At 51.4% G+C, this 12660-nt stretch carries 13 protein-coding genes and 2 pseudogenes; 7 read left to right on the top strand and 8 right to left on the bottom strand.

Translation table 11 applies throughout. The features are described 5' to 3' along the window. Genes leuS through holA form a run of 3 tightly spaced genes read left to right on the top strand, consistent with a single transcriptional unit; the run spans position 1 to position 4203 of the window. Positions 1-2607: a leucine--tRNA ligase gene (gene leuS / locus AXE65_RS03265; RefSeq protein ID WP_068388160.1), complete on the top strand. Its 2607-nt coding sequence runs from the start codon at positions 1-3 to the stop codon at positions 2605-2607. A gap of 13 nt (positions 2608-2620) precedes the next feature. Further along, positions 2621-3190, top strand: coding sequence for an LPS-assembly lipoprotein LptE (locus tag AXE65_RS03260; protein WP_068388042.1), 570 nt, complete (start codon positions 2621-2623; stop codon positions 3188-3190). Beyond that, positions 3187-4203 carry a DNA polymerase III subunit delta gene (gene holA / locus AXE65_RS03255; RefSeq protein WP_068388039.1) on the top strand — a complete coding sequence of 339 codons (1017 nt, stop codon included), beginning with the start codon at positions 3187-3189 and terminating at the stop codon, positions 4201-4203. Before AXE65_RS03260 ends, holA begins: the two co-directional genes overlap by 4 nt. Positions 4204-4390: 187 nt before the next feature. Here holA and imm9 (AXE65_RS03250) read toward each other — a convergent pair whose 3' ends face one another. The 8 genes and pseudogenes from imm9 (AXE65_RS03250) to AXE65_RS03215 all read right to left on the bottom strand — a co-directional run bounded on the left by imm9 (AXE65_RS03250) (position 4391) and on the right by AXE65_RS03215 (position 9594). Next, a complete protein-coding gene (imm9, locus tag AXE65_RS03250) occupies positions 4391-4882 on the bottom strand; it encodes an Imm9 family immunity protein (protein WP_068388036.1) in 492 nt (163 codons plus the stop codon). Positions 4883-4980: 98 nt separating this feature from the next. Continuing rightward, positions 4981-5337 carry an Imm9 family immunity protein gene (gene imm9 / locus AXE65_RS03245; RefSeq protein ID WP_068388032.1) on the bottom strand — a complete coding sequence of 119 codons (357 nt, stop codon included), beginning with the start codon at positions 5335-5337 and terminating at the stop codon, positions 4981-4983. Positions 5338-5537: 200 nt separating this feature from the next. Beyond that, positions 5538-6032, bottom strand: coding sequence for an Imm9 family immunity protein (gene imm9 / locus AXE65_RS03240; protein WP_068388029.1), 495 nt, complete (start codon positions 6030-6032; stop codon positions 5538-5540). Positions 6033-6071: 39 nt separating this feature from the next. Beyond that, a pseudogene (gene imm9, locus AXE65_RS14400) lies at positions 6072-6520 on the bottom strand (Imm9 family immunity protein). A 232-nt stretch (positions 6521-6752) separates the two neighbouring features. Beyond that, positions 6753-7274, bottom strand: a complete 522-nt coding sequence (locus tag AXE65_RS03230; protein ID WP_068388024.1) for a hypothetical protein — start codon at positions 7272-7274, stop codon at positions 6753-6755. A gap of 113 nt (positions 7275-7387) precedes the next feature. Then, complete coding sequence (imm9, locus tag AXE65_RS03225) at positions 7388-7870, bottom strand: Imm9 family immunity protein (protein WP_068388020.1); 483 nt, start codon at positions 7868-7870, stop codon at positions 7388-7390. Between the two features lie 131 nt (positions 7871-8001). After that, positions 8002-8739, bottom strand: coding sequence for an ankyrin repeat domain-containing protein (locus AXE65_RS03220; protein ID WP_153015372.1), 738 nt, complete (start codon positions 8737-8739; stop codon positions 8002-8004). Between the two features lie 120 nt (positions 8740-8859). Further along, positions 8860-9594 carry an ankyrin repeat domain-containing protein gene (locus AXE65_RS03215; protein WP_068388014.1) on the bottom strand — a complete coding sequence of 245 codons (735 nt, stop codon included), beginning with the start codon at positions 9592-9594 and terminating at the stop codon, positions 8860-8862. 238 nt (positions 9595-9832) lie between these two features. Between AXE65_RS03215 and arfA the strand changes: the two are divergent. The 4 genes and pseudogenes from arfA to AXE65_RS03195 all read left to right on the top strand — a co-directional run. Next, positions 9833-9964: pseudogene (arfA, locus tag AXE65_RS14130) on the top strand (alternative ribosome rescue factor ArfA); the annotation flags it as partial. A gap of 434 nt (positions 9965-10398) precedes the next feature. Continuing rightward, positions 10399-10635, top strand: coding sequence for a 50S ribosomal protein L28 (rpmB, locus tag AXE65_RS03205; RefSeq protein WP_068388157.1), 237 nt, complete (start codon positions 10399-10401; stop codon positions 10633-10635). A gap of 11 nt (positions 10636-10646) precedes the next feature. Next, positions 10647-10805 carry a 50S ribosomal protein L33 gene (rpmG, locus tag AXE65_RS03200; protein ID WP_068388011.1) on the top strand — a complete coding sequence of 53 codons (159 nt, stop codon included), beginning with the start codon at positions 10647-10649 and terminating at the stop codon, positions 10803-10805. Positions 10806-10962: 157 nt separating this feature from the next. Beyond that, entirely contained in the window at positions 10963-12456 is a 1494-nt protein-coding gene (locus AXE65_RS03195; protein WP_068388008.1) for an aldehyde dehydrogenase, read from the top strand. Positions 12457-12660 lie beyond the last annotated feature (204 nt).

Genomic DNA, 12660 nt, shown 5'->3' with positions numbered 1-12660 from the left:
ATCCCAGAAGACTACCAACCGCAAACCCTCGAAGCCGCCGTGCAAGCGCATTGGGAGCAACAAAAATGCTTTGAGGTGCACGAGGACGAAAACAAAGAGCCGTTTTATTGCCTGTCGATGCTGCCTTACCCCAGCGGCAAGCTGCATATGGGGCATGTGCGCAACTACGCGATCGGCGATGCGATAGCGCGTTACCAGCGCATGTTGGGCAAAAACGTATTGCAGCCGATGGGTTGGGATGCCTTCGGCATGCCGGCGGAAAATGCCGCGCTGCAAAACAAACGCCCGCCAGCCGAATGGACTTACGCCAATATCGAGCATATGAAGGCGCAGCTTAAGCGGCTGGGGCTGGCGATTGACTGGTCGCGCGAAGTCACCACTTGCAAAGAAGACTACTACCGCTGGGAACAGTGGCTGTTTACCCGTCTGTACCAAAAAGGGTTGATTTACCGCAAAAACGGCACGGTCAACTGGGACCCGGTCGACCAAACCGTGCTTGCCAACGAGCAAGTGATTGACGGACGCGGCTGGCGTTCCGGCGCGTTGGTGGAAAAACGCGAAATCCCCATGTATTACTTTCGCATCACCGACTACGCCGAAGAACTGCTAAGCGGCCTGGATGAGCTGCCCGGCTGGCCGGAATCGGTAAAAACCATGCAGCGCAACTGGATTGGCAAATCGCGCGGGATGGACATCAGCTTTCCCTATGACCAAGCCAGCATAGGCCGTGGCGGGCAGCTTAAAGTCTTCACCACCAGGCCGGATACGCTGCTGGGCGCGACCTATGTCGCCGTAGCCGCCGAGCATCCGTTAGCCGCTCAAGCTGCGCAAAACAACCCCGAGCTGCAAGCCTTTATCGACGAATGCAAAAAAGGCGGCGTGTCTGAGGCGGCGCAGGCCAGCCAAGAGAAAAAGGGCATGGCGAGCGGCCTTTTTGTGCGTCATCCGTTAACCGATGAGCGCCTGCCCGTTTGGGTCGCCAACTACGTACTGATGGGTTATGGCGAAGGCGCGGTGATGGCCGTTCCGGCGCACGATGAGCGCGACTTTGCCTTTGCCTGCCAATACGGCCTGCCGATCAAACTGGTGATCCGTACTTCAGCCGGTGAAACCACGCCCGCAGCTTGGCAAGAGGCTTACGCCGAACAAGGCACACTGATTAACTCGGGCGAGCTTGATGGGCTTGGCTTTGCTGATGCCTTCGATGCCATTGAAGCCATGCTCAAAGCCAAAGGTCTGGGCGAGGCTCGCGTGCAATACCGTCTGCGCGACTGGGGCATCAGCCGCCAGCGTTATTGGGGCTGCCCGATTCCCATTATTCACGACGAACAGCTAGGCGCATTGACCGTTCCTGCTGAAGACCTGCCGGTGCGCCTGCCAGAAAACCTGCTGCCGGACGGCAGCGGCTCGCCGCTCGCCAAAATGCCGCAGTTTTATCAGTGCCAGAGCCCTGCCAGCGGCAAACCCGCGCGGCGCGAAACCGATACGATGGATACCTTTGTCGAATCCTCCTGGTACTACGCACGTTACTGCTGCCCGCACTACAGCGAAGGCATGCTCGACCCCAAGGCCGCTAACTACTGGCTGCCGGTTGACCAATATATCGGTGGCATTGAACACGCGATTTTGCACCTGCTCTACGCAAGGTTCTTCTACAAACTGATGCGTGATGAAGGGCTGGTCAATTCCGACGAGCCTTTTAAAAACCTGCTCACCCAAGGCATGGTGATTGCCGAAACCTACTACCGCGAGCAAGCCAATGGCGCGAAAGACTGGTTTAATCCGGCGGACGTGGAAGTCACCCGCGACAGCAAAGGCAAAATCAAAAGCGCCGTATTGAAAAGCGACGGCGCATTGGTCGCCATCGGCGGCATGGAAAAAATGTCCAAGTCGAAAAACAACGGGGTAGACCCACAAGCGATGATGGAGCAATACGGCGCGGACACCTGCCGCTTGTTTATGCTGTTCGCCGCGCCCCCGCAGGCTTCGCTGGAATGGTCCGATGCCGGTGTCGAAGGCGCCAGCCGCTTTTTGCGGCGCATTTGGCGGCTGGCTTATCGCCATATCAACAGCGAACCGGCCGGTTCACTGGATATAAAAAATTTGGATGACGAGCAAAAAGCCGTCCGCCGCGCCATTCACAGCGCCATCAAACAGGCCAGCTACGACATCAGCAGTGAACACAAATTCAACACCGCCATTGCCCAAGTGATGGGGCTGATGAACGTGCTGGAAAAAATCTCAGGCGAGGGCGCACAAAACCGCGCGCTACTGCAAGAAGGCCTGGTCACCGCGCTGCTGCTGCTCGCGCCGATTTGCCCGCATATCTGCCAGGCGCTCTGGCAACACTTAGGGCAGACGGGCGATATTATCGATGCCGCTTGGCCTGCCTGTGATGAAGCCGCATTGCTGCAAGAGCGCCTGCAACTGGTGATCCAGATCAACGGCAAACTGCGCAGTTACTTGGAAGTTGCCGCCGATGCCAGCCGCGAGCAGATTGAAAGCGGCGCATTGGCCGATGAAAAAACCCGGCACTTTTTGCAAGGGCTTACCGTGCGCAAGGTCATCCTTGTGCCGGGCAAGCTGGTTAATATCGTGGCTAACTAAAGGTCTTAACGGCATGAAAAAATACGCCTTACTCTGTGTGATCGGCCTGCTCAGCGCTTGCGGTTTTCATCTGCGCGGCATGGATGCCAGCCAATTTGCCATCAGTGAAATCGCCATCGAAGCGCGTAACCGCTATGGACAGACGGCCAAGCAATTGCAAGAAGCGCTGCAAAAACGGCAAGTAGAGGTTCGCGCTGGCGCTTTCCCTACGCTGGTTTTAGTGGAAGAAAAACAGAGCTCACGGGCGCTCGGTCGTGGCGGCAGCGCACAGACCAACGAAATCGAACTGCTGCTTGAGCTTGACTGGCAACTGCTGGGCAAAAACCGCCTGTTATTAAGTGAAGACTCCCTGCAAGTTCGCCGCATCTATCTGCAAGATGACAACAATATTGCCGCCGGCAGTGGCGAGCAAGACCAGTTGGAAGTCGAAATGCGCCGCGAACTGATCGAGCAACTGCTGCTGCGCCTGCAAGCCTTAACACCGCAAACCTTGGATAGCTGGCAGCGCCGCGCCGAACAAAAGCAAGCAGAGGAAGAAGCCTTGCGCCGCCAGCGCGCCTTGGATGCCGCCGAGGCGCAGTGAAACTTAATCTGCCACAATTGCCCAAACAACTGGCGGGCGGCACGCTGGCACCGCTCTATGCCATCAGTGGTGACGAGCCGCTGCTGGTGCAAGAAGCGCTTGATGCCATCCGTGCGGCCTGCAAGCAGGCGGGTTTTAACGAACGCCAAGTGCTGAACGCAGACAGTGGCTTTGATTGGGGCAGACTCTACGAGGCAGGCGCGAGCCTCTCCCTGTTTGCCGAAAAAACGCTGCTCGATGTGCGACTGCAAAGCGGCAAACCTGGCGACAAAGGCGCGGCGCTATTGCTCGAATACTTAAATCAACCGCCTGCGGACAAAATCCTGCTGCTGACCCTGCCCAAGCTGGACAGCAACACGCAAAAAAGCAAATGGTGCAAAGCGCTCTTTGAGCACAAAAGTGCTTGCTTTGTACCCATCTGGCCGCTTGAGGCCGCCGCGCTGCCGCTCTGGATACAACAGCGCCTTAGCGCATCCGGCATCAGCGCCGATAAGGACGCGGTAGAACTGCTCGCCGCACGGGTAGAAGGCAACCTGCTCGCCGCCGCGCAGGAAATCGAAAAACTCAAACTGCTTGCGCCAAACAGTCATCTGGACGCAGCAACGGTGCAAAGCGCAGTAGCCGACAGCGCCCGCTTTGATGTCTTTGGCCTGATCGATAGCGCTTTAAACGGCGATGCCGTACACACACTGCGCACCCTGCACGGACTGCGCAACGAAGGCGTAGAGAGCATTGTCATCCTCTGGGCATTGGCGCGGGAAATACGCATTTTGGCAAATCTAGCCGCCGCGCAAGGCTCGCTCAATCAAGCCTTCGCCAATATCCGCCCACCGATACGCGAAAAACGCCGCCCACTTATCACCCGTGCCCTGCAAAGAAAGCCTCCGCTCGCTTCAATGCGGGTGCAAGCGGCTCAAATCGACGCGCAAATCAAAGGAAGAGCCGCAGGCGATCCGTGGGTGGGGCTTACCGAACTCTGTCTTGCGCTCTCCGGCAAGCCGCTTAACCTTTAGGCAACCTTAATAACAAGTCCGGTTTTGGTTTTGTAACGAATGAATCGGTATCTGTTATTTGGCAAAACCTCACCCAACCGCCCGCTATCGGGCGGTTTTGGCCGGTTTACCCCGGTCAGCGTGCGCACCAGTCCTGTCGGTGCCAATAAACGCTTGCGTACCATCAGGCGATATGAGTGGAGAGTCATTATAAATCTTGAAATTTTATTTTCTTACCGTAACAAGTGAACCCTTTGGTAAAGCCAAGGTCTATCGCCTTTATTGCTGACGCAATAATATATTGGTCAAGATTGTCATATTTATGATACTCAGGATCCAAAGGATGGAAGCGGTCGCTTCTTATTGGAAGAAAATCGCCAACTCTTCCATCTTTGGCAGACGGCATGCCATAAGGTGCTTGCGTATTATCGGGGATGGGCATGGCAATCGAAATTTCGTATTCTCTATCTGAAGGATACCGGAAAAATTTTTTAAAAACCCCAATGAGATCTGTGTGCCGGTAATTAATGAAGAAAGTTAGCCTCCATCCCGATAGGTCTTCCATGTTGATTCTTGGCAAAATAGACTCAATATAAGTCTTTATTTTTTTTCTAATTGAAGATGTGTCAACAAAATCATTGAGCCCAAGGACTTCAAGCCCCATACTGACTCCTACTTGTTTAACTTTTTTATCTTTCATTTTTATATCTCCTGAATTTTTTATATTTCATTGCGGATTACCTTGTTTTTTACGATTTGTCAAAAAATCCCCTCGTCGCTGAAAGACCATGCGAGTCATTATAAATCTTGAAATTTTATTTTCTTTCCATAACAAGTGAAACCTTTGGTAAAGCCAAGGTCTATCGCCTTTATTACTGCCGCAAGAATATATTGGTCAAGATTGTCATATTGATCATACTCAGGATTCAAAAGATGGGAGCTGTTGCTTCTTCCTGGATGAAAATAGCCAATTCTTCCATCTACGGCAGGCGGCATGCCATAAGGCGCTTGTGTATTATCGGGGATGGGGATGGAAAATGAAATTACGTATTCTCTATCTGAAGGATACCGTAAAAATTTTTTATAAATTGCAATGAAGTCTGTGCATCGGTAAGCAATGCTGAAAGATAGCTTCCATCCCGATAGATCTTCCATGTTAATTCTTGGCAAAATAGACTCAACATAAGTATCTATTTTTTGTTAATTGAAAATACGTCAGCAAAATTAAGAAGCCCAATGACTTCAATCCCCATATTGACATTTACTTGTTTAACTTTATTATCTTTCATTTATATGTTCCCTTGATTGTTTATATTTCATTAGTATTTCTATACGGGGAGAGTCCTATGCGAGCATTATAAATCTTGAAATTTTATTTTCTTACCGTAACAAGTGAAACCTTTGGTGAAGCCAAGGTCTATCGCCTTTATTGCTGACGCAAGAATATATTGGTTAAGATTGTCATATTGATCATACTCAGGATATAAAAGATGGCTGTGTTTGCCACTTGCTGAACGACAAAAAAGGCTAATTTTTCCATCTTCGCCAGTCGGCATGCCATAAGGCGCTTGCGTATTATCGGGGATGGGGATGCCAATCGAAATCACGTATTCTCTATCTGAAGGATACCGTAGAAATTTTTTATAAACGCTAATGAAGTCTGTGGGTAGGTAGCTAATGTGGAGTTGTAGCCTCCATCCCGATAGGTCTTCCATGTTTATTCTTGGCAAAATAGACTTAACATAAGTGGCTATTTTTTTGTCAATTGAAAATACGTTAGCAAACTTACGAAGCCCAATGACTTCAATCCCCAGGCCGATGCTTACTTGTTTAACTTTTTTATCTTTCATTTATATATTTCCTTGGTTGTTTATATTTCATTAGTATTTCTATGCGGGGAGAGTCCTATGCGAACATGATAAATCTTGAAATTTTATTTTCTTCCCATAGCAAGTGAAACCTTTGGTGAAGCCAAGGTCTATAGCCTTTATTGCTGACGCAAGAATATATTGGTTGAGATCATCATATTGATCATACTCAGGCTCCAAAAGATGGGATTGCTTGCCTCTGTCTCTTATTGAACGAAAATGGCCAATCGTTCCATCTCGCCCAGGCGGCATGCCATAAGGCGCTTGCGTATTATCGGGGATAGGGATGGTAAGTAAATCACGTATTCTCGATCTGAAGGATACCGTAGGAATTTTTTATAAACCGAAATGAGGTCTGAGCATACGGAATTAATGTGTAAAAGCAGCCTCCATCCCGATATATCTTCAATGTTTATTCTTGGCAAAATAGAATCAATATAAGTATTTACTTTTCGCTCAATTGGGCCCATGTCAGCAAAATTCCAAATCCCAGGGACTGATATCGGCATGATGGCTCTTACTTGTTTAACTTTTTTATCTTTCATTACGGGTACTGTTCTCAAAAGCAGATTGGCAGTGCCTAAGCAATAGGCAAAGAGGTCGATTTTGTAATGTTGTGTGGTCATAAAAGCCTCTATTGCCCTCAATGCCCTGCTGCAAATAGCGTGAAAAAAGAATAAAGCATAGCGACGAGATCGAACCCTAGTCTTCCCGATCAAAACCAGGGATCTCATCGCCATATTTAACATTTATACCAATGAAAATGGCTTCTATATAAGCCTGGTCGTAAGGGGCTAGTGCCATTTCTACTTCTCTGTATTGCTCATCACTATCAGGATAGACGACGTCTTTTGCATCGGCATCATACCAAAGCTTCTTGGTGCCTATTTTAAAGAATCCATATTTAACCGGGTGAATAATGTCTGTGTGATAATCGGTTAGCACCATAGGTCTTGTGTTGAAATATGACTTATGGAAGTGATTCACAAGACTTAAAATCATGTCGTGAATTTTTATTTCTTCTTGCTTGATATCTTCCGACCACTCATCCAATCGGCAGACTCGATTGTAAATGTCGGCGAGCGGCAAGTTAATACTCTTTGGATTGCTGCGGGTATTACAGTCATATTTTACGTATCCGAATACGCCGTTTACGCCGTCTCGGAATGGAACGAAAAAAATGCTGCCTAATTTGAAATCTGTAACTTTTGGTTTACTTTTCATTTTCATATCTCCTTATTTGTTTGTATTTTATTGCGTATTCTCTTGTTTTTCGATTTACCAAAAATCCCCTCGTCGCTGAAAGGCTATATGAGGGCAGGGTAATGTGCGAGTCATTATAAATCTTGAAATTTTATTTTCTTACCGTAACAAGTGAAGCCTTTGGTGAAGCCGAGGTCTATCGCCTTTATTGCTGCCGCAAGAATATATTGGTCAAGATTGTCATATTTATCATACTCAGGATCCAAAAGATGGGAGCGGTTGCTTCTTGCTGGACGAAAAGAGCCAATTGTTCCATCTCTTCTAGGCGGTATACCATAAGGCGCTTGCGTATTATCGGGAATGGCGATGGCAATCGAAATTACGTATTCTCTATCTGAAGGGTATCGTAGAAATTTTTTATAAACCCCAATGAAGTCTGTGCATGCGTAAGTAGTGTGAAAAGTCAGCTTCCATCCCGATAGGTCTTCAATATTTATTTTTGGCAAAATAGACTCAACATAAGTAGCTATTTCTTTTTTAATTGAAGATATGTCAGCAAAATTACCAAGCCTGGGGACTGCAATCCCCATGCTGAACCCTACTTGTTTATATTTCATTTTTATATCTCCTGGCTTTTTTATCTTTCATTACGGGTACTGTTCTCAAAAGCAGATTGGCAGTGCCTAAGCAATAGGCAAAATTGTCGGACGGCTCCATGTCTGACCTGATTATGGATGATCGGGATAAGTCAGCGCGTCTGGCTGGGCGGAACGAGTGGGGTTTCGCCGCGCGCGCGCATTTGCTCGCGCACTTCAAGCGGAGAATCAGGCGGCCATTGGGCACCTTTTTCTATCATCAGATCGCGTAGTGCCAGAAATTGGGTGTGCACAGGATGACCCGATTGACCGTCTTTGACTTCCAGATACACCGCCCAAGCGGGCGTGACACCAATGACCGTGTACGCATTGAAATCCGCACCTTGTTGCAATAAGTAAATGGCAACATCGGGTTTGAACCTGGTGATGGCCTCAAGCAAGGCAGTTCTGCGCACGCTGGGAATACGGTCGTCAAGACGGGTGCCGCGTTGCAGCAACAATTTGACGTGCGCCAACCCACCAGCCACCCCACGATGGAGCATCGGCGGTGGGTTGTCGGCGTAATTTGGTGATAGCCCACCGTCAAGCACGGCCTCAAGATAGCGCGTGTCGTCCTGCATCATAAAAGCAAGGTCCAGTGCCGTACCGATGCCGTTGGCGGCTTGTTTCTCCGGGTCAACGCCCAATTCCACCAAGGTACGAATGGCATCAAAGTTCTTGCGGGCAATGGCGAACCACAGCAGATCCATATCTTGGTCGCCTTTCTGGCTCAAGTCCTGGCCGCGCGCCAGTTGTTTTAACTGGGCCATGTTGTTCTGTTCGATGGCCTGAGCCATCAGCAGATAGCGATCCTTGAAAAATTCTGTGGCGCGGATACGTTTGTTCGTCAAAGGGCTTCCTGACAGACAAGCACTCAGCAGCGCGGTGAGGCAAGCAACAAGGCCAGTCGTAAAACGAAAAAAGGGACGTTTCATGGGCAGGCTTTCCTCCATACACAGGCAAGCACTTGTTCAGCGCGACTGGCTGGGCGGAACGAGTGGGGTTTCGCCGCGCGCGCGCATTTGCTCGCGCACTTCAAGCGGAGAATCAGGCGGCCATTTGGCACCTTTTTCTATCATCAGATCGCGTAGTGCCAAAAATTGGGTGTGCACAGGATGACCCGGTTGACCGTCTTTGACTTCCAGATACACCGCCCAAGCGGGCGTGACACCAATGACCGTGTACGCATTGAAATCCGCACCTTGTTGCAATAAGTAAATGGCAATATCGGGTTTGACCCTGGTGATGGCCTCAAGCAAGGCGGTTCTGCGCACGTTGGGAGTACGGTCGTCAAGACGGGTGCCGCGTTGCAGCAACAATTTGACGTGCGCCAACCCGCCAGCCACCCCACGATGGAGCATCGGCGGTGGGTTGTCGGCGTAATTTGGTGATAGCCCACCATCAAGCATGGCCTCAAGATAGCGCGTGTCGTCCTGCATCATAAAAGCAAGGTCCAGTGCCGTACCGATGCCGTCGGCGGGTTGCTTCTCCGGGTCTACGCCCAATTCCACCAAGGTACGAATGGCATCAAAGTTCTTGCGGGCAATGGCGAACCACATCAGATCCATATCTTGCTCGCCTTTCTGGCTCAAGTCCTGACCGCGCCCCAGTTGCTTTAACTGGGCCATGTTGTTCTGTTCGATGGCCTGGGCCATCAGCAGATAGCGATCCTTGAAAAATTCTGTGGCGCGGATACGTTTGTTCATAAAAGAATTTCCTGGCAAACAAGCACTCAGCAGCGCGGTGAGGCAAGCGATAAGGCACGTCGTCAAACGAAAAAAGGGACGTTTCATGGGCGGGTTTTCCTCGATAAGGTGTTCAGAGTGTCCTTAGCCGCTGCTTTCTCCCCTCGCCCGCAAGCGGGCGAGGGTAATACCGCATTGATTTTGTGTTCGCCAAACGCCATGCTGCGCGACCCTTTAGATTCAGCGAGGAAGACTTAAGGTGACAGATAAAGCCAAGCGAATAAACCACGCCAAAGCCCTTATCGCCAAGCCACTGTTTCGCAGTCGGCAGGAAAAACCGAAAAAAGGCAAAGGCAGCTACCAACGCAAAGCCTCCCGTAACTGGGAGGCTTTTTGCTTTCTGGGGCAGGGTCTGTTCCCGCTTCAAACGTGGCCGCGACGGAGCCAGATTTTGCGCGCAGCAAGGCGCGAGGAGAGAAATTTGCTCATGCAAATGAACGACGAGCAACACCGCAGCGCACAAAATCTGGCCCGTCCCTTCGGGCTGCGCGCAAAATTTCGCCATACGTTGTTGCAGCCTTTGCCAAGGTTGTACACATTGGCTGCATGCTGCGCCTAGTCTGGCGAAATTTTGAGCAGCAGCGCGGCTCGCGTTTGAAGCGGGAGCAGACCCTAGGGCAAGGAAAGCCAATTTTTCCTTGCCGAAGACTTAGCTTTCTGCTATAAATTCGCGCCTATTTTTCGGGTGGCTTGTCTGCCGCTTTATTTATTTTCGCCGCGACCCATGCCGGGTTCGGCATGCGCTGCAAAAGGGCTGAAACTGTCATGTCTAGAGTTTGTCAAGTCACCGGCAAGGGGCCAATGAGTGGAAACAACGTTTCCCACGCCAACAACAAAACGCGCCGTCGTTTTTTGCCGAACCTGCAATACCACCGCTTCTGGGTTGAATCTGAAAACCGCTTTGTGCGTCTGCGCGTCTCTGCCAAGGGCATGCGTGTGATTGACAAGCGCGGGATTGATACCATCCTCGCTGAGCTGCGCGCGCGCGGCGAAAAAATCTAAGGGAGAACACCATGCCTCGTGAACTGATTCGTCTGGTCTCCAGCGCCGGAACCGGTCATTTTTACACCACCGACAAAAACAAGCGCACCACGCCGGATAAAATCGAGATTAAAAAATTCGACCCGGTACTGCGCAAGCACGTGATTTACAAAGAAGCCAAAATTAAATAAGGCTTCTGTTGCGTCAAAAACCCGCCATCGGCGGGTTTTTTGTTTCACTCTCCTGCAAGTTAAGCAACGGGAGTTGAAAAATACGTAGCTTAAAGGTTAGTGTCAGCGTTTTTCGCGCCCGCGGCTTTTGCGGGTAAACAACAAGAGGATGATAACAATGAGTGGGCTTACCTTTGCCGATTGGCAAAAACGTGCCGAAACCCTTCAGATTGAAGGCCGCGCCTATATTAACGGCGCTTACACGGCGGCTGATTCCGGCGAAACCTTTGCCTGCATTAGCCCGATTGACGGGCGCACGCTGGCACAAGTTTCAAGTTGTGACAGCAGTGATGCGGATCGTGCGATTGCCAGCGCCCGCGCTACCTTTAACAGCGGTACTTGGTCGCAGATGGCTCCCGCCGAGCGTAAACAGGTTTTGTGCCGTTTTGCCGATTTGCTGGAAGAGCACGCCGAAGAACTCGCGCTGCTGGAAACCTTGGACATGGGCAAGCCCATCAGCGATGCGCTTGCGGTCGATATTCCAGGTTCGGCAGAGGCCATCCGCTGGAGCGCCGAAGCCACCGACAAGCTGTATGACGAAATCGCGCCCACTCCACGCGAGCAGTTGGGGCTGATTACGCGCGAGCCGGTTGGCGTGGTTGCTGCCGTGGTGCCGTGGAACTTCCCGTTGATGATGGCTTGCTGGAAACTGGGACCTGCGCTCGCCAGCGGCAACTCGGTGGTGCTCAAACCCTCGGAAAAATCCCCGCTGACCGCCATTCGCATTGCTGCGCTTGCGACCGAGGCGGGTCTGCCGAACGGCGTGCTCAACGTGCTGCCTGGCTTTGGTCACAAGGTCGGCAAAGCGCTGGGGCTGCATATGGATGTCGATACGCTGGTCTTTACCGGCTCCACCCGCACCGCCAAGCAACTATTGGTTTACGCAGGCGAGTCGAACATGAAGCGCGTTTGGCTGGAAGCCGGCGGCAAAAGCCCGAATATCGTCTTCGCCGATGCCAAAGACCTGGAAGAGGCCGCCGCTGCCGTTGCGACCGGCATTGCCTTTAACCAAGGTGAAGTCTGCACCGCAGGTTCCCGCCTGTTGGTGGAAAAATCCATCAAGGAGCGCTTTTTGCCGATGGTGGTTGCGGCCATCAAGGCTTGGAAGCCCGGCAACCCGCTTGATCCACAAACCAACGTAGGGGCGCTCGCCGACAACCAGCAGCTCAATACCGTACTGTCTTATATCGAAGCGGGCAAAGCCGAAGGCGCGAAAGTGCTGGTGGGCGGCAACCGCGTGATGCAAGAAAGCGGCGGGCTGTACGTTGAGCCAACGATTTTTGACGGGGTGACCAACTCGATGAAAATCGCCCGCGAAGAAATCTTCGGCCCGGTGCTGTCAGTGATTGAGTTTGACGGCGTAGAAGACGCCATCCGCATTGCCAACGACACGCTCTACGGACTGGGTGCAGGGCTTTGGACATCCAACCTGTCCAAGGCGCATCAGACGGCGCGGGCGCTGCGTTCCGGCAGCGTCTGGGTGAATCAGTACGATGCCGGTGATATGACCGCGCCCTTTGGCGGCTTTAAGCAATCCGGCAATGGCCGCGACAAATCCCTGCACGCTTTTGACAAGTACACCGAACTGAAAGCGACCTGGATCAAGCTCTAAGGCGCTACACCGGCAAAGCCGCATTTGAGGGTCTGCGGCTGGCGCGTCACCTAGGGTCTGTTCCCACTTCAAACGTGGCCGCGACGGAGGCAGATTTTGTGCGCAGCAAGGCGCGAGAAGCGAAATTTGCTCATGCAAATGAGCGACGAGCAACACAGCGGCGCACAAAATCTGCCCCGTCCCTTCGGGCTGCGCCCAAAATTC

It is taken from the genome of Ventosimonas gracilis (assembly GCF_001580025.1).
Classification (GTDB): domain Bacteria; phylum Pseudomonadota; class Gammaproteobacteria; order Pseudomonadales; family Pseudomonadaceae; genus Ventosimonas; species Ventosimonas gracilis.
This window is presented reverse-complemented; position numbering and strand designations above follow the sequence as displayed.